At 73.1% G+C, this 19232-nt stretch carries 3 protein-coding genes and 1 pseudogene; 2 read left to right on the top strand and 2 right to left on the bottom strand.

What is annotated here, in order from left to right; genetic code table 11:
• Positions 1 to 41: 41 nt before the first annotated feature.
• Positions 42 to 11864, top strand: coding sequence for a type I polyketide synthase (locus J7W19_RS02555; RefSeq protein WP_210455259.1), 11823 nt, complete (start codon positions 42 to 44; stop codon positions 11862 to 11864).
• 61 nt (positions 11865 to 11925) lie between these two features.
• Positions 11926 to 16758, top strand: a pseudogene (locus J7W19_RS02550) (type I polyketide synthase); the annotation flags it as partial.
• Between the two features lie 500 nt (positions 16759 to 17258).
• Here the strand turns inward: J7W19_RS02550 and J7W19_RS02545 are convergent.
• On the bottom strand, positions 17259 to 18731 hold the full coding sequence (locus tag J7W19_RS02545) for an NAD(P)/FAD-dependent oxidoreductase (protein WP_004954384.1): 1473 nt from the start codon (positions 18729 to 18731) through the stop codon (positions 17259 to 17261).
• Positions 18728 to 19213, bottom strand: a complete 486-nt coding sequence (locus J7W19_RS02540) for a nuclear transport factor 2 family protein (RefSeq protein WP_004954380.1) — start codon at positions 19211 to 19213, stop codon at positions 18728 to 18730. Before J7W19_RS02540 ends, J7W19_RS02545 begins: the two co-directional genes overlap by 4 nt.
• Positions 19214 to 19232 lie beyond the last annotated feature (19 nt).

The following is a 19232-nucleotide window of genomic DNA, read 5'->3' as shown; positions in this document are numbered from 1 at the left end:
TGCACGGCGCGACAACCACGCTGAAGGCTGGGTGAACTCTCATGGCGAGTGAAGAGCAACTGGTCGACTACCTCAAGCGGGTCGCCGCCGAACTGCACGACACGCGGCAGCGGCTGCGCGAGGTGGAGGAGCGCTCCCAGGAGCCGGTGGCCATCGTCGGCATGGCCTGCCGGTTCCCCGGCGGCGTCGCGTCGCCCGAGGCCCTGTGGGAGCTGGTGGCCGCGGGCGAGGACGCCATCGAGGGCTTCCCCACCAATCGCGGCTGGGACCTGGAGGGCCTCTATCACCCCGACCCCGACCACCCGGGGACCTGCTACGTACGCGAGGGCGGATTCCTCGACGGCGCCGACCGGTTCGACTCCGGGTTCTTCGGCTTCAGCCCGCGCGAGGCCCTCGCCAGCAGCCCGCAGCTGCGCCTGCTCCTGGAGACGTCCTGGGAGGTGCTCGAACGGGCGGGCATCGACCCCACCACCCTGAAGGGCAGCTCCACGGGTGTCTACGTGGGTGCCGCGACGACCGGCAACCCGACCCAGGGCGACCCGGCGGGCAAGGCCACCGAGGGGTACGCGGGCAGCGCGCCCAGCGTCCTCTCGGGCCGCGTCTCCTTCACCCTCGGCCTCGAAGGCCCGGCCGTGACCGTCGAGACCGCGTGCTCCTCCTCGCTGGTGGCCATGCACCTGGCCGCGCAGGCGCTCCGGCAGGGCGAGTGCGACCTGGCCCTCGCCGGCGGCGTGACCGTGATGTCCACACCCGAGGTGTTCACCGGCTTCTCCCGCCAGCGCGGCCTGGCCCCCGACGGCCGCTGCAAGCCGTTCGCCGCGGCGGCCGACGGCACGGGCTGGGGCGAGGGTGCGGGCCTGATCCTGCTGGAGCGCCTGTCGGACGCGCGTCGCAACGGACACAAAGTCCTTGCTGTTCTGCGGGGTTCGGCCGTCAACCAGGACGGCGCCAGCAACGGCTTCACCGCGCCCAACGGCCCCTCGCAGCGCCGCGTCATCCGGCAGGCGCTGGCCGGCGCCAACCTCTCCACGTCCGAGATCGACGCGGTGGAGGCGCACGGCACCGGCACCAAGCTGGGCGACCCCATCGAGGCCGAGGCCCTCATCGCCACGTACGGCAAGGAGCGCGACGAGGACCGTCCGCTGTGGCTCGGCTCGGTGAAGTCCAACATCGGCCACACGCAGGCGGCCGCCGGTGTCGCCGGTGTCATCAAGATGGTGATGGCGCTCCGGCGCGAGCTGCTGCCCGCCACCCTGCACGTGGACGAGCCGACCCCGCATGTGCAGTGGGAAGGCGGCGGCGTACGGCTGCTCACCGAGCCGGTTCCGTGGTCGCGCAGCGAACGGGTGCGCCGGGCCGGGGTGTCCTCGTTCGGCATCTCGGGGACGAACGCGCACGTGATCCTGGAGGAGGCGCCGGCGGAGGTTTCCGACGAGGTTGCGCCGGAGCCCGTTCCGGGTGCGGTGGTGCCGTGGGTGGTGTCCGGGCGTACGGGTGAGGCGCTGCGGGAGCAGGCCCGCCGTTTGGGTGCTGTCGCGTCGGAGAACTCTTCGCCGCTGGATGTGGGTTGGTCGCTGGCGACGTCGCGTGCGGCCTTCGAGCACCGGGCCGTGGTGGTGGGTCAGGACGTCGGCCAGGCGCTCGCGGGTCTTGAGGCGCTGGCCGCCGGTGAGGCGTCGCCGGATGTGGTGTCCGGGGTGGCCGGTGATGTGGGCCCGGGGCCGGTGCTGGTGTTTCCGGGGCAGGGGTCGCAGTGGGCGGGTATGGGTGCCCAACTGCTGGACGAGTCACCGGTGTTCGCGGCACGGATCGCCGAGTGCGAGCGGGCGCTGTCGCCGTATGTCGACTGGTCGCTGACGGAGGTGTTGCGCGGGAATGGCGATGCGCTGTCGCGGGTGGAGGTGGTGCAGCCGGTTTTGTGGGCGGTGATGGTCTCGTTGGCCGTGGTGTGGGCCGAGTACGGGGTCAAGCCCGCTGCGGTGATCGGTCATTCGCAGGGTGAGATGGCTGCGGCGGTGGTGGCCGGTGCGTTGTCGTTGGAGGATGCGGCGCGGGTCGTCGCCGTGCGCAGTGATGCGCTGAGGCGGTTGGCCGGGCGGGGGGCGATGGCTTCCCTCGGTGTGGGCCGGGGAGTTGCCGAGGAGTTCATCGACGGGCACGCAGGCGTCGGTGTCGCTGCCGTGAACGGCCCGTCGTCGACGGTGATTTCTGGGCCGCCGGAGCAGGTGGCGACGGTGGTCGCCGAGGTCGAGGCGCGAGGGTATCGTGCCCGGCTGATCGATGTGGATTACGCCTCGCACGGTCCGCAGGTCGATGAGATCGCGGACCTGTTGGCCGACCGTCTGAGCGGTATCGAGCCCCAGGCCACCACGGACATCGCGTTCTACTCCACGGTCACCGCCGGCCGGATCGACACCCGGACCCTGACCTCGGACTACTGGATCACGAACCTGCGGCAGCAGGTCCGCTTCGCCGAGACGGTCGAGGCGCTGCTGGCGGACGGTTACCGCGTCTTCGTGGAGGCCAGTCCGCACCCGGTGCTGAACCTGGGCATGGAGGAGACCATCGAGCGGGCGGACGTCGCCGCCACGGTGGTGCCCACCCTGCGCCGCGACCACGGCGACGCCCTCCAGCTCGCGCGCTCCGTCGCGCACGCGTTCACTGCTGGCGTGGACGTGGACTGGCGGCGCTTCTTCCCCACCGATCCCAGCCCTCGTACCGTCGACCTGCCCACGTACGCCTTCCAGCACCAGCGCTACTGGCTGGAGGTGGACGGAGTCGGTGACGTCCGGCAGGCGGGGCTGCGGCGCTTGGAGCACACGCTGCTGCCCGCCGCGCTCGGCCTGGCGGACGGCGCGCTCGTACTGACCGGCCGGCTCGCGGCGTCCGGTGCCGCCGGCTGGCTCGTCGACCACGCCGTGACGGGGACGACGCTGGTGCCCGGCGCGGCCCTGGTGGAGTGGGCGCTCCAGGCCGCCGACGAGGCGGGTTGCCCCACCCTGGAGGAGCTGACGCTCCAGGCGCCGCTCGCGCTGCCGGACTCCGGCGGGCTTCAGGTGCAGGTCGTCGTGGGTCCGGCCGACGAGCGGGACGGGCGGCGGGAGGTGCGGATCTTCTCCCGGCCCGACACCGAGGACGCGGTGGACCACGACGAGGCGTGGGCGTGCCACGCCACCGGCGCGCTGAGTCCCGAATCCGCCTCCGCCGCGGACGGCGAACCGGGCGGGGCATGGCCCCCGGCCGACGCGGAGCAGGTGGACATCGGCGGTCTCTACGAGCGGGCCTCGGCCGCCGGCTACCACTACGGCCCGGCGTTCCAGGGCCTGCGCACGGTGTGGCGGCACGGCGAGGACTTGCTGGCCGAGGTCGTCCTGCCCGACGCCGCGGGCGCTCATGACGGCTTCGGCATCCACCCCGTCCTGCTGGACGCCGCCTTGCACCCGGCGCTGCTGCTCGACGAAGGACCCCAGGAGGAGACCGAGGCCGGCGTCCGACTGCCCTTCGCCTGGAACGGCGTCTCCCTGTGGGCCACCGGCGCCACCGAGGCGCGGGTGCGGCTGTCCCCGCACCGGGGGGACGGGGACGAGCCGGACCTGCGGCTGACGGTGACCGACGCCACCGGCGCCCCCGTACTGAGCGTCGCCTCGCTGGCGGTCCGCCGGGCCGACCCCGAGCAGCTGCGCGCCGCGGGGAAGGCGCGGGCCAAGGGACTGTTCACCGTGGAGTGGACCGACGTTCCGCTGGTGGACGTGTCCTCGGCGGGCGTGGGGGACGGGCACGGCTGGGCGGTGCTCGGCCAGGACGCGCCGGCCTGGGCCGGAACGGACCTTCCGCGCTACGAGACTCCGGCGGCGCTGCTGGAGAGCGACGCGCCGGTTCCCGGAACGGTCCTCGTCGCACCCTCCCCGACACCGGACACATCGACCCTGGCCGTCGAAGCACACGGTCACGCCGTCGCCGAGCGCGCACTGCGGCTCGTACAGGACTGGGTGGCCGAACCGCGCCTGACCGACACCCGCCTCGTCTTCCTCACCCACCGCGCGGCGGCCGTTCCGGCCGTCGACGAGCCGGGGGACGTGGACGCGTCGGCCGCCGCCCTCTGGGGACTCGTCCGCAGCGCCCAGTCCGAGCACCCGGACCGCTTCGTGCTGCTCGACGTCGCGGACGGCATCGACATCGGGGGCGGCGTCCACGTCACGGACGGCGTCCACGTCACGGACGGCACCGATGCCGCGAACGACGAGGGCCTCGACCGCGCGGCCGTCGCACGGGCCCTCGCCTCCGGCGAGCCGCAACTGGCCCTCCGCGCCGGCCGCGTCCTCGCCCCGCGCCTCGTACGCGCCACCACGACCGAGTCCGGGACCGGCGTCGACGGATCCCGGCGACCCGGCCACAGCGGCCTCGACCCCGACGGCACCGTCCTGATCGCGGGCGGCACCGGGATGATGGGCGGCCTGGTGGCCGAACACCTCGTCCGCACCTGGTCGGTGCGCCACCTGCTGCTCGTCGGCAGGCAGGGCCCCGACGCGCCCGGCGCCGGCGACCTCGCCGACCGGCTCACCGCTCTCGGCGCCCAGGTGCGGATCGTCGCCGCCGACCTCACCGACCGGCGGGCCGCCGAGGGACTGGTCGCCTCCATCGACCCGGCGCACCCCCTCACCGGAGTGATCCACGCGGCGGGCGTGCTGGACGACGCCGTGGTCACCGCGCAGACCCCCGGCCAACTCGCCCGGGTCTGGGCCGCCAAGGCGACCGTCGCCGCCAACCTGGACCTCGCCACCCGGCGGGCGGACCCGGCCCTCTTCGTCGCCTTCTCCTCCGCCGCCGGCGTCCTCGGCAACGCGGGCCAGGCCGGATACGCGGCCGCCAATGCCTTCGTCGACGCCCTCGTGACCCGCCGCGACGGCACGCACGGGACCGGGACCGCCCTGTCGATCGCCTGGGGGCTGTGGGCGCGCGACAGCGCCATGACCCGGCACCTCGACGAGACCGACCTGGCGCGGCTGCGCGCGGGCGGCATGAAACCGCTCTCGGACGAGCAGGGCCTGGCCCTGCTGGACGCGGCGCGCGACGTGGACGGCCCGGCGGTCGTCGCCGCCGGGATCGACGTACGCGGCCTGGCCCAGGACACCGCCCCCGCGATGCTGCGGAAGCTGGCCGGGCCGCCGCGCCGCCGGACGGCCGCCGGCTCCACCGGTGACCCGGCGGCGCTCGAGACCCGGCTCGCGGGCCTCGACGCCACCGAACGCCTCGCCGCCGTCACCGAGTTGGTGCGCGAGTGCGTCGCGGCGGTACTCGCCTACCCCACGCCCGCCGACGTCCGTACCGAAGCCAACTTCAAGGACCTCGGCTTCGACTCGCTGACGGCCGTTCAGCTGCGCAACAGCCTGACGGCCGCCAGCGGCCTGCGGCTCCCCGCCACCCTGGTCTTCGACCACCCGACGCCCCGGGCGCTGGCCGCCCACCTGTGCACCCGGCTCGGCGGCGGCCCGACCGCCGCGCCCACCGCGGTACCCGGGGTTCCCGCCACCGTGGGGACGGACGACCCGATCGCCATCGTCGCCATGGCCTGCAAGTACCCGGGAGGCGTCACCTCGCCCGAAGACCTGTGGAAACTGGTCGAATCGGGCGTGGACACGGTAGGGGAGTTCCCCACGGGCCGCGGTTGGGACCTGGACCGGCTCTTCCACCCGGACCCCGACCACCCCGGCACCAGCTACGCCGACCAAGGCGCCTTCCTGCACGACGCGGCCGATTTCGACGCGGCGTTCTTCGGCATCAGCCCGCGTGAGGCGTTGGCCATGGATCCGCAGCAGCGGCTGCTGTTGCAGGCGTCGTGGGAGGTGCTGGAGCGGGCGGGTATCGATCCGACGTCGCTGAAGGGGACGCGGACCGGTACGTACGTGGGCGTGATGTACCACGACTACGCGGCGGGCCTGGCCAGTGGCGAGGACCCCCAGCTGGAGGGCTACTCCATGCTGGCCGGCTCGGGAAGCGTGGTCTCCGGTCGGGTGGCGTACACGCTGGGTCTGGAGGGTCCGGCGGTGACGGTCGACACGGCGTGTTCGTCGTCGCTGGTGTCGATCCACCTGGCGGCGCAGGCGCTGCGGCAGGGCGAGTGCGACCTCGCCCTCGCCGGCGGTGTGACCGTCATGGCCACCCCGGAGGTCTTCACCGGCTTCTCCCGCCAGCGCGGCCTCGCCCCGGACGGCCGCTGCAAGCCCTTCGCCGCGGCGGCCGACGGCACGGGCTGGGGAGAGGGCGTCGGCGTCCTCCTGCTGGAGCGTCTGTCGGATGCCCGGCGTCGGGGACATCGGGTGCTGGGTGTGGTGCGGGGTTCGGCGGTGAACCAGGACGGCGCGAGCAATGGACTGACCGCGCCGAACGGTCCGTCGCAGGAGCGGGTCATCCGGCAGGCGTTGGCCAGTGGTGGGCTCGCCGCGTCCGATGTGGACGTGGTCGAGGGACACGGCACGGGGACGACGCTGGGCGATCCGATCGAGGCCCAGGCGCTGCTGGCCACGTATGGACAGGGGCGGCCGGTGGGCCGGCCGTTGTGGCTGGGGTCGGTGAAGTCGAACATCGGTCATACGCAGGCTGCCGCGGGTGTGGCGGGTGTGATCAAGATGGTGATGGCGATGCGGCGGGGTGTGGTGCCGGCGAGTTTGCATGTGGATGTGCCGACGCCGCATGTGGATTGGGCGTCGGGTGCGGTGCGGGTGGTGTCGGAGGCGGTGTCGTGGCCTGAGGTGGACCGGCCGCGTCGGGCGGGTGTTTCGTCGTTCGGCGCGTCCGGCACCAACGCGCACGTGATCATCGAGCACGTCCCCGAGCCGGCGGAGGCGGTCGCACGGGAGACGGACCCCGTCGACGACGGACCGGTGCCGTGGGTGCTGTCCGCCCGCAGCCCGGAGGCACTGCGCGACCAGGCCCACCGTCTCAAGGAAGCCGTGGTGGCTGCCCCTGATGTGCCCGCGCGTGATGTGGGTTGGTCGTTGTTGCGTACGCGGTCGTTGTTCGAGCATCGAGCAGTGGTGACGGGTACGGAGCGGGTGGCCGCGCTTGGGGCGTTGGCGGTGGGGGAGTCGCATGCGGGGTTGGTGGGTCCGGGTGTGGTGCGTGGGGGCAAGGCGGTGTGGCTCTTCAGTGGTCAGGGGAGTCAGTTGGTGGGGATGGGGTCGGGGTTGTATGAGCGGTTCCCGGTGTTCACGGAAGCCTTCGACGAGGTGTGCGGGCTGTTGGAGGGGGAGCTTGGGGGTTCGCTGAAGGAGGTTGTCTTCGGTGGTCCGCGGGAGCGGCTGGATCACACGATGTGGGCGCAGGCGGGGTTGTTCGCGCTGCAGGTGGGGTTGGCCCGGCTGTGGGAGTCGGTGGGGATACGCCCTGATGTGGTGATCGGTCATTCGGTCGGTGAGATTGCTGCCGCGCATGTGGCGGGTGTGTTTGATCTGGCGGATGCGTGCAGGGTGGTGGGTGCTCGGGCGCGGTTGATGGGTGCGCTGCCTGAGGGCGGGGCGATGTGTGCGGTGCAGGCCACCCCGGAGGAGCTGGCCGACCATCTTCACGGCTCGGGCGTGAGTGTCGCTGCTGTGAACACCCCTGATTCGACGGTGATTTCCGGTCCCGTCGACGAGGTGGAGCGGATCGCAGCCGTATGGTCGGCCCAGGGCCGTAAGACGAAGGCGCTCTCCGTAAGCCACGCCTTCCACTCGGCGCTGATGGAACCGATGCTCCAGGACTTCGCCGACGCCCTCGCCGAGGTGAAGTTCAAGTCCCCTGCGATTCCACTGATCAGCAACGTGTCCGGTCTGCCCGCGGGCGAGGAGATCGCGTCCCCGGACTACTGGGTGCGTCACGTCCGTCAGCCGGTTCTCTTCCGGCAGGCCGTCGCGCACGTCGCTGACGAGGCGGGGTTCTTCGTCGAGCTGGGCCCGGCTCCGGTGCTGACCACCGCCGCCCAGCACACCCTCGACGACGTCGAGGGGCCGGAGCCGCTGTTGGTCTCGTCGTTGGGCGGCGGCCGGCCCGAGGAGCAGGCGTTCCTTGAGGCGATGGCACGGCTGCACACGGCCGGAGGCACGGTGGACTGGGACATTTGGTTCCAGGGCGAGGGCAAGCCCGCTGTGGTGGATCTGCCGACGTATGCGTTCCAGCGGGAGCGGTTCTGGTTGTCCGGCCGGTCCGGGCGTGCGGATGCGGCGGGTCTGGGGCTGGTGGCCGCGGGGCATCCGTTGTTGGGTGCGGCGGTGGAGTTCGCCGATCGGGGTGGCTGCCTGCTGACCGGCAGGCTCTCGCGCTCGGGCGTGTCCTGGCTGGCCGATCATGAGGTGGCCGGGACGGTTCTCGTTCCTGGTGCGGCGTTGGTGGAGTGGGTGCTGCGGGCCGGCGACGAGGTGGGGTGTGCCACGGTCGAGGAGTTGATGTTGCAGGCTCCTGTGGTGGTTCCTACCGCGTCCGGTTTGCGGGTGCAGGTGGTGGTGGACGCGGCGGCGGACGACGGCCGTCGTGAAGTGCGTGTCTACAGCCGGCCCGACGACGGCGACGATGCCTGGGTCTGCCACGCCACCGGCATCCTCACCCCCGAGCCGACGGCCGTACCCGAGGGTCTGATCGGGGCCTGGCCGGCCTCGGGCTCGGTGCCGGTCGAGGTGGAAGGTTTCTACGAGCGGATGGCCGACGCGGGTTACGCGTACGGTCCGGCCTTCCAGGGGCTGAGGTCGGTGTGGCGGGACGGCGACGATCTGCTGGCCGAGGTCGCGCTGCCGGAGGCCGCCGGTTCGCGGGACGGCTACGGCATCCACCCCGCCCTCCTCGACGCCGCGCTCCATCCGGCCCTCCTGCTCGACTGGGACGGGGAGCAGCAGGACGACGGCAAGGTGTGGCTGCCGTTCACCTGGAACCGGGTCGGCCTGTGGGCCGCGGGCGCCGACACCGTACGCGTCCGCGTGTCGCCCGGTGAGCACGACGCCACCGAACGGGAACTCCGGCTCTTGGTCACGGACGCCGCCGGAACGAACGTACTGAGCGTGGGGTCGGTGACGTTGCGTCCCGCGGACGTCGGGCAGTTGAAGTCCGCGAGGGACGACGACGGCCTGTTCACCGTGCGGTGGACGCCGCTGCCGCTTCCCGCCACGGCGACGGAGGACGGATCGGACAGCGGCGACGCAGCGCCCTGGGCGGTGGTCGCTCCCGTGGAGTCCGGTGGCGACGGTCTCGCGGCGGCGGAGCGGGTGCTGTCCCTGGTCCAGGAGTTCCTGGCCGCGCCCCAGCCGGCCGAGTCGCGGCTGCTGCTGGTGACCCGAGGCGCCGTCGCCACCGAGGATGACAGCGACAGCGACATCGACCCGGCCGCCGCTTCCGTGTGGGGGCTGGTCCGCAGCGCCCAGTCCGAACACCCGGGCCGCTTCGTGCTCGTGGACACCGACGCCGACGATCTCCCGCTCGCCGCGCTGCGCTACGCCGTCGAGGAACTGGACGAGCCACAACTCGCCCTCCGCGACGGGACGCTGATGATCCCGAGGCTGGTCCGCGCGACCGGCGGCCCTGCCGTCGGGTCGCCCGGCGAACGGGCGTGGCGGCTGGAGACCAGCGGCACCGGAACGCTGGAAGGGGTGGCCCCCGTGGTCTGCCCCGAGCTCGTCGAGCCCCTGGCTCCCGGCCAGGTGCGCCTGGAGGTGCGGGCCGCGGGCATCAACTTCCGCGACGTCCTGGTCAGCCTCGGCATGGTGCCGGGACAGACCGGCCTGGGCGGCGAGGGTGCCGGCGTCGTCACGGAGGTCGGGCCCGACGTCACGCACCTCGCGGTCGGCGACCAGGTCATGGGCGTACTCGGCGGCTCGTTCGGCCCGGTGGCCGTAGCGGACACCCGCATGGTGGCGCCGATTCCACCCGGGTGGGGTGTGTTGGAGGCGGCGGGTGCGCCGGTGGCGTTCTTGACGGCTTGGTATGGGTTGGTGGAGTTGGCTCGGGTGTGTCCGGGTGAGTCGGTGCTGGTGCATGCGGCGACGGGTGGGGTGGGGATGGCGGCGGTGCGGATCGCCCGTCATCTGGGTGCGGAGGTCTTCGCGACGGCCAGTCCTGCCAAGCATGGTGTGCTGGAGGAGATGGGCATCGATGCCGAGCACCGCGCCTCTTCGCGGGATGTGGATTTTGAGGACAAGATCCGGCGGGCCACGGGTGGTCGTGGTGTGGATGTGGTGCTGAACAGCCTGACGGGCGAGTTCATCGAGGCGTCCTTGCGGCTGCTGCGTGAGGGCGGGCGTTTCCTGGAGATGGGCAAGACCGATCTCCGGGATCCGGCAGAGGTGGCCGAGCAGTACCCCGGCGTCACCTACCACCTCTACGACCTGGTCACCGACGCCGGACCCGACCGGATCAAGGACATGTGGGCGGCGATGGAGGAGTTGTTCGCCTCCGGCGCGCTCGCTCCCCTTCCGGTGCGTTCCTGGCCGCTGGAGCGGGCGCGGGAGGCGTTCCGGTTCATGAGCCAGGCCAAGCACACCGGCAAGCTGGTACTGGAAATTCCGCCCGCCCTCGACCCCGACGGCACCGTACTGATCACCGGCGGCACCGGAGCCCTCGGCCGGGTCGTGGCCGAACACGTGGTCCGGCAGTGGGGTGTGCGGCGCCTGCTGTTGGCGGGTCGTCGTGGGCCGGAGGCTCCGGGCGCCGCCGAGTTGGTCGAGCACTTGCGTGGGTTGGGTGCCGAGGTGTCGGTGGTGGCGGCTGATGTGAGTGATGCGCAGGCGGTGGCGGAGCTGGTCGGCAAGACGGACCCGGCTCATCCGCTGACGGGTGTGGTGCACGCCGCCGGCGTCCTGGACGACGCGGTGGTGACGGCTCAGACCCGCGAGAGCCTGGCGCGTGTGTGGTCGGCGAAGGCCGCGGCCGCCGCCAACCTCCACGAGGTGACGCGGGATCTGCGGTTGGGGGCGTTCGTGGTCTTCTCCTCCGCGGCTGCGACGCTGGGCAGTCCGGGGCAGGCGAACTACGCGGCGGCGAACGCCTACTGCGATGCTCTGATGCGTCACCGTCGTGCCGCCGGTCTGAGCGGTCTGTCGGTGGGCTGGGGGTTGTGGGAGACCTCCGGCGACGGCATGACCGGTGGTCTCGGTGACACCGACGTCGCCCGTATGGCCCGCATCGGCGTCAAGGCGATGAGCAGCGAACACGGCCTCGCCCTCCTCGACGCGGCACAGCGCCGTGCCGAGCCCTACGTACTCGCCGCCGACCTCGACCCCCGCGTTCTGGCCGCCAAATCCGCCACCGCCCTGCCGGCCCTGCTGCGTGCCTTCGCCAACGGGCAGGGGCCCGCGCGGCCGACCGCCGCCGGACGGCCGAGCACCGACTGGGCCGGGCAACTCGCCGGTCTCACCGTCGAGGCGCAGTACCAGAACCTGCTCGACCTGGTGCGTACCCATGCCGCGGCGGTGCTCGGGCACGCGCGCACCGACGCCGTACGCGCCGACGTTCCGTTCACGGACCTCGGTTTCGACTCCCTGACGGCGGTCGAACTGCGCAACAGGCTCTCCGCCGCCACCGGCCTGCGCCTGCCCGCCACGTTCATCTTCCGTCACCCCACCCCCGCCGCCATCGCGGAGGAACTGCGCGAGCAGCTCTGCCCGGCGGCGGCCGATCCGTCGGCGCCGCTGTTCGGCGAGCTGGACCGGCTGGAGACGGTGATCGCGGGCCACGCGCACGACGAGGACACCCGCGGCCGCCTGGTGGCGCGCCTGGAGTCCCTGCTGTGGCGGCTGGGCGACGGCACGGGTGACGGCAGCGGTGACGCCGTCGCGGGCGACGACCTGGAGTCCGCGTCCGACGACGAGCTGTTCGAGCTGATCGACCGCGAACTGCCTTCTTGATCAGGAGTGGAAGAACATGCCGGGTACGAAAGACACGCCGGGTACCGAGGAGAAGCTTCGCCACTACCTGAAGCGGGTGACGGCGGATCTCGGACAGACCCGTCAGCGCCTGCGCGAGACGGAGGAACGGCAGCGGGAACCGCTGGCCATCGTCGCGATGGCCTGCCGGTACCCCGGCGGTGTGACGTCGCCGGAGGAACTGTGGGACCTGGTCGCCTCGCGCGGCGACGCCATCGAGGCGTTCCCGGCCGACCGCGGCTGGGACGTGGAGAGCCTGTACCACCCCGACCCGGACCACCCGGGCACCAGCTACGTAAGGGAGGCCGGCTTCCTGCGGGACGCCACGCGCTTCGACGCCGACTTCTTCGGCGTCAACCCGCGGGAGGCGCTGGCCGCCGACCCGCAGCAGCGGGTGCTCCTGGAAGTGGCCTGGGAACTGTTCGAGCGGGCGGGCATCGACCCGGCCACCCTCAAGGACAGCCCGACGGGCGTGTACGCAGGGGTGTCCAGCCAGGACTACATGTCCCGGTCCCGGGTGCCCGCCGAAGTGGAGGGGTACGCCACCACGGGCACCCTCTCCAGCGTCATCTCCGGTCGCATCGCCTACACCTTCGGCCTCGCGGGACCCGCGGTCACGCTCGACACCGCGTGCTCGGCGTCGCTGGTCGCGATCCACCTGGCGGCGCAGGCGCTGCGGCAGGGCGAGTGCGAACTGGCCGTCGCGGGCGGCGTCACCGTGCTGTCCACCCCCACCGCGTACGTCGAGTTCTCCCGCCAGCGGGGCCTGTCCCCTGACGGCCGCTGCAAGCCGTTCGCCGCCGCGGCCGACGGCACCGGATTCTCCGAGGGCGTCGGCCTCGTCCTGCTGGAACGCCTCTCCGACGCCCGCCGCAACGGGCATCGCGTACTCGGCGTCATCCGCGGATCCGCCGTCAACCAGGACGGCGCGAGCAACGGCCTCACCGCCCCCAACGACGCCGCCCAGGAACGGGTGATCCGCCAGGCCCTGGCCAATGCCCGGGTCACCCCGGACACGGTGGACGCCGTGGAGGCGCACGGCACCGGGACGACGCTGGGCGACCCCATCGAGGCGCAGGCGCTCCTCGCCACGTACGGCAAGGAACGCGCCGACGACCGGCCGCTGTGGCTGGGCTCGGTGAAGTCGAACATCGGTCACACCCAGGCCGCCGCCGGCGTGGCAGGTGTGATCAAGATGGTGATGGCGATGCGGCACGGAGAACTGCCCGCCTCGCTGCACATCGACCGCCCCACGCCCCACGTGGACTGGGAGGACGGGGGAGTGCGGCTGCTCACCGACCCCGTGCCGTGGCCACGGGCCGACCGGCCCCGACGGGCGGGCGTCTCCTCCTTCGGCATCAGCGGCACCAACGCCCACCTCATCCTGGAACAGGCCCCCGACGAAGCGGACGAACCGGTGCACGCCGACGCTTCCCCGGACGGTGCCGTCGTGCCGTGGGTGCTCTCGGCCCGCAGCCGGGATGCGTTGCGGGCACAGGCGGGCCGCTTGAGCGAGGCCGTGGGCGGTGCCGGTGATGTACGTGATGTGGGTTGGTCGTTGTTGCGTACGCGGTCGTTGTTCGAGCATCGAGCAGTGGTGACGGGTACGGAGCGGGTGGCCGCGCTCGGGGCGTTGGCGGTGGGGGAGTCGCATGCGGGGTTGGTGGGTCCGGGTGTGGTGCGTGGGGGCAAGGCGGTGTGGCTCTTCAGTGGTCAGGGGAGTCAGTTGGTGGGGATGGGGTCGGGGTTGTATGAGCGGTTCCCGGTGTTCACGGAAGCCTTCGACGAGGTGTGCGGGCTGTTGGAGGAGGAGCTTGGGGGTTCGCTGAAGGACGTCGTCTTCAGCGGCCCGCGGGAGCGGCTGGATCACACGATGTGGGCGCAGGCGGGGTTGTTCGCGCTCCAGGTGGGGCTGGCCCGGCTGTGGGAGTCGGTAGGGATACGCCCCGATGTGGTGATCGGTCATTCCGTGGGTGAGATTGCTGCCGCGCATGTGGCGGGTGCGTTTGATCTGGCGGATGCGTGCAGGGTTGTCGGTGCTCGGGCGCGGTTGATGGGTGCGCTGCCTGAGGGCGGGGCGATGTGTGCGGTGCAGGCCACCCCGGAGGAGCTGGCCGGCAGTCTTGACGGCTCGGGCGTGAGTGTCGCTGCGGTGAACACCCCTGATTCGACGGTGATTTCCGGTCCCGTCGATGAGGTGGAGCGGATCGCTGCCGTATGGTCGGCCCAGGGGCGTAAGACGAAGGCGCTCTCCGTCAGTCATGCCTTCCACTCGGCGCTGATGGAACCGATGCTCTCGGATTTCGCCGACGCCCTCGCCGAGGTGAGGTTCAAGTCCCCTGCGATTCCGTTGATCAGCAACGTGTCCGGTCTGCCCGCGGGCGAGGAGATCGCGTCCCCGGACTACTGGGTGCGTCACGTCCGTCAGCCGGTTCTCTTCCGGCAGGCCGTCGCGCACGTCGCTGACGAGGCGGGGTTCTTCGTCGAGCTGGGCCCGTCGCCGGTGCTGACCACCGCCGCCCAGCACACCCTCGACGACGTCGTCGAAGCCGAGGCGCAGGAGCCGGTCGTGACCGCCTCGCTGCATCCCGCGCAGCCGGACGACGTGGCGTTCACGCAAGCGGCGGCCCGGCTGCACACGGCCGGGGCCGCCGTGGACTGGTCGGGCTGGTTCCCGGCCGACCCCGCCCCCCGTACCGTCGACCTGCCCACGTACGCCTTCCAGGGCCGGCGCTTCTGGCTGGCGGACATCTTGGCTCCCGAGGCGGCGTCCCCGGCGGACGGTGACGAGGCCGGTTTCTGGGCGGCCGTGGAAGGCGAGGACGTCCAGGCGCTCTGTGACACCCTGCACCTCAAGGACGACGAGCGCAGGTCGGCGCTGGAGACCGTCTTCCCCGCCCTGTCCGCGTGGCGGCGCGAGCGGCGTGAGCAGTCCGTCGTCGACTCCTGGCGCTACCGCGTCGACTGGCAGCCGATTTCCCTCTCCGAGCCCACCGCTCCCGGGGCCGGTCCCTGGCTGATCGTCGCCCCCTCCCAGGGCGCCGACGCCTGGGTCCGGGCCTGCCTGGACGCGCTGGAGGAGGCCGGGGTCCCGGCGGTGCTCGTCGAGGCCGGTCCGCGCCCGGGGCGGTCGGACCTCGCGGAGCTGCTCCGCTCCTGCCGGGCCGGACTCCCGGACGGCACGGCCCCCGCCGGGGTGCTGTCCCTGCTCGCGCTCGCCGAGCGGCCCGCCGAGGCGTCGTTGGCGCTCTTGCAGGCCCTGCTGGACGCCGGGTTCGACGCACCCCTGTGGTGCGCCACCCGCGGTGCCGTCTCCTGCGGCGAGACCGATCCCGTCGTCTCCCCCGAGCAGGCGGCGGTGTGGGGCCTCGGGCGGGTGGCGGCCCTGGAGCATCCCGAGGTGTGGGGCGGCCTGGTGGACCTGCCCGCCGCCCCGGAGGGGCGCGAGGTGGGACCGCTCCCCGCGGTCCTGTGCGGGGACGCCGGCGAGGACCAGGTCGCGTTGCGCCCGGCCGGGGTTCTCGGCCGCCGTCTGGTGCCCGACGCGGCGTCCGCCGGCGGCACCGGAGAGGGCTGGCGGCCGGACGGTGCCGTGCTCGTGACGGGTGGCGTCGGGCGGCTGGCGGACCACGTGGTGCGCTGGCTGGCCGCCCGCGGCGCCGAACACGTCGTCCTTCTGGACTCGGACGGCGCCGGCGGTTCCCGGCGGGAAGCCGAGCTGGCTGTCGAAGTGGCCGAGTACGGGAGCCGGTTGACCGTGGTGCGGACGCCGGAAGAGGCGGCGGGCGCACGGGTACGGACGGTCGTCCACACTTCGCTGCCCGGCGTGCCCGCCCCCCTCGCGGATGTCACGCCCGACGACCTGACCTCGGCCGTGTCCGCCGCCGTGGCGCTCGGAGAACCGGCCGGTGCCGGGCCGGTGGAGACCGTTTTGTTCTTCTCGTCCCTGGCGGCCACCCTCGGCAGCAGGGAGCACGGTGCCCACGCCGCCGCCAACGCCTGCCTCGACGCCCTGGCCCAGCAGCACCGGCCCGACGGCCCCCGGATGGTCTCCGTGGGCTGGGGCATCTGGGACCTGCCGGACGACGGGGACCTCGCCCTCCGGCAGACCGGACTGTCGCGGCGGCAGGGGCTGCCCCCGCTGGAACCCCGGCTGGCGCTCGGCGCGCTGCACACCCTGCTCGACGGTGGCGGCGGGCACGCGGTGGTCGCGGACGTCGAGTGGGAGCGCTTCGCCCCGCTGTTCACCCTCTCCCGGCCCACCCGGCTCCTCGACGGGGTGCCGGCCGCCCGGCGGGTGCTCGAGGCCGGGCCGGAGGCCGGTGACGGGGCGGACGTCGCCGAGCTGCGGCGCGAGCTGGCCGCCCTGCCGGCGCGGGAGCGGGTCGGCGCGCTGTTGAAGACGGTCCGTGCGCAGGTGGCGGCCGTGCTGCGGTACGAGCCGGGGCAGGACGTCGATCCCGAACGGGCCTTCAAGGACCTGGGTTTCGACTCCCTCGTGGTCGTCGAGCTGCGCAACCGGCTGCGCGCGGCCACCGGGCTCCGGCTGCCGGCCACGCTCGTCTACGACTATCCGACGCCCCGCGCCCTCGCCGAGCACCTGCTCGAGCGGATCCTGCCGGACGGCGGTGCGGCGGAGCTGCCGGTGGCCGCCCATCTCGACGAGCTGGACGCCGCGTTGGCGGACCTCGCCGCGGACGACCCCCGCCGCCGGGGCCTGATCCGCCGCCTCCAGGCCCTGCTGTGGAAGCACCCCGACACCGCCGGCCCGGTCGCGTCGGACGGCGAGGACGAGGCGGGCGGTGCGGAGGACCTGTCGGCGGCAAGCGCCGACGACATGTTCGCGCTGATCGACCGCGAGTGGGGTGGACGCTGACCGACGGTGGACGAGACCGGCGTCGGGCCTTGCCCGACACGGGCGCCGGACGGCGCCGGCCGGTGACCGACACCGGGCACTGATCCGAGCCGGGGTGGCTGCCGTGTGGCGGCCACCCCGGCTTCGTGCTTCGTGCTTCGTGCTTAGTGCGACCGGTGACTGCGGCGGCGGATCGGCCGTTCGCGCGGCGTGTGCTCGCATGCCCCGCCTGCCGCCTGCCGCCTGCCGCCTGCCGCCTGCCGCCTGCCGCCTGCCGCCTGCCGCCTGCCGCCTGCCGCCTGCCGCCTGCCGCCTGCCGCCTGCCGCCTGCCGCCTGCCGCCTGCCGCCTGCCGCCCGCTCCGCCGAACGCCGCCCTCCGAATGGCGAACGGGCCGGGGGCGGCACGATCGCTCGGCCGCCCCCGGCCCGTCCTCGGTCTCCTTCGGTCGCTCCCCGGCGCCACCCGGGCGTCACCCCGGCGTCACCCGGGCGTATCCGAGGCCACCGCCTACCCGACCGCCTACCCCACAGGCGCCGGCCCCGCCGCGGCCGACCCGGCCGCCGCCGGCGTGAGGACCGACGCGTCGAGGCCCACCACCGCCAGCTCCTCCGCGCTGAACGGCGGCGCGGTCAGCTCCGGACGGCGTTCGCCGGTGCGCATGGCGAGCAGGAAGCGGTTGGAACCCAGCTCCGACTGAGGCGCGTTCAGGCTCATCACGTCCGTGACGATCTCCGACGCCTCCGGGACGCGGATCGACGCCGCCGTGATGGCGTCGGCGAACCGGAGGCGCTGTTCGGTGTCGACGCCGACGAGCCGCGGGTCCGTCGCGTCCACGCGGCAGTTGACGTAGTCGATGTCCTTGGACGCCGCCAGGATCCAGGGGTCGTCCACGGCAGCGCCGATCGCCTTCTGTATCCGGTGCCCGTCCCCCGGCCCGGAGGGGGCGCCCTGTCCGAGTTCCCGGTCCAGGGTGACGGCGCAGCGCGCGGCCGAGCTCATGCCGTGCCCGTAGATCGGGTTGAAGGCCGTCAGGGAGTCGCCGAGGACGAGCAGCCCGTCGGGCCACCGGTCGAGGCGTTCCGGGTACAGGCGCCGGTTGGCGGCGGAGCGGGAGCCGTAGAGGGGGGTGAGCGGTTCGGCGTCGCGCAGCAGGTCGGCGATGACCGGGTGCCGGAGGTCCCTGGCGAACGGCAGGAACTCCTCCTCGGTGGAGGGGAGCCGGGCGCCGCGGGTGCAGGAGAGCGTCACGATCCACCGGCCGCCCTCGATGGGGTAGACGACGCCGAAGCGGCCGGGTTCGCGGACGTTGTCGTCGGCGGCGATGTTCACGGCCGGGAAGCGCGTCGTCGCGCCGGGCGGGGCCTGGAAGAAGCGGGTCGCGTAGGCGACGCCGGCGTCCACGACATCCTCTTCGAGCGCGGGCACGCCGAGCGCCGCGAGCCACTGCTTGAGCCGGGAGCCGCGCCCGGTGGCGTCGATCACCAGGTCGGCTTCCAGCGCGGTCCGCCGCCCGCTGTCGATGTCGCGGACGACCACGCCGGTGACCCGCCCCGCGTCGCCGGTGAGGTCGACGGCCTCGGTCCGCTGGAGAACGGTGATGTTCCGCCGCGTCAGCGCCTCCTGACGTACCGTCAGGTCCAGCAGGGGGCGGCTGGCGAGCAGGGCGAACTGCGTGGCGGGGAAGCGGTGTTGCCAGCCCTGCCCGGTGAGGGTCACCAGGTCCTCGGGGAAGCCCAGCCGGCGGGCCCCCGCCGCGAGGAGGCGGTCGGTGGTGCCGGGCAGCAGGTCCTCGATGAGGCGTGCCCCGTTGGACCACAGCAGATGGGCGTGGCGGCCCTGCGGCACGCCCTTGCGGTGCCGCGCTTCCTCGGGCAGTTCGTCGCGCTCCACGACGGTGACGGTCTCGGCGTGGCGGGCCAGCACATGGGCCGCGAGGGTCCCTGCCATGCTGGCGCCCAGAACGACGGCGTGGGCGAGTCGGGTGGTGGTCACGCGCGGTTCCCTTCGGGGTGGGCGGGGTCGGTGCCGGGTGCCGTGCCGGCCGCCTCGGGCTCGTCCATGGCGGTGTCGACGGCGGTGCCGACGGCCGTGTCGACGGCCGTGTCCATGGTCACGTCCGTCACTCCCCAGAACGCCTGGACCCGGCGGCCCAGCCCGTTCTCGTCGAGTTCGACGATGCCCACGATGCGGAAGGTCATCGGCCGGGGCTTCCGCACGGTGACGACGGTCGGCGTCACGACGAAACGGTCGTCCATCGAGGTCATCGGCGGGCCCGGCACCTCGTGCGTCCCGCAGGAGACGGCCAGTTCGAGATGGCGGCGCAGGTCCTCCTTGCCGACCATCGGCGGCCGTCCCACCGGGTCCTCGAAGACGATGTCGTCCGCGAACAGGTCGAGGACGCCCTCGATGTCGCCGGCGTTGATGCGTTGGGCGTAGTCGAGCGCCATCTTCTTTCGCGCGGCCTCGTCGGGCATTGCTCCTCCAGGAAGGGTG

The organism is Streptomyces mobaraensis NBRC 13819 = DSM 40847, from assembly GCF_017916255.1.
GTDB lineage: Bacteria > Actinomycetota > Actinomycetes > Streptomycetales > Streptomycetaceae > Streptomyces > Streptomyces mobaraensis.
This window is presented reverse-complemented; position numbering and strand designations above follow the sequence as displayed.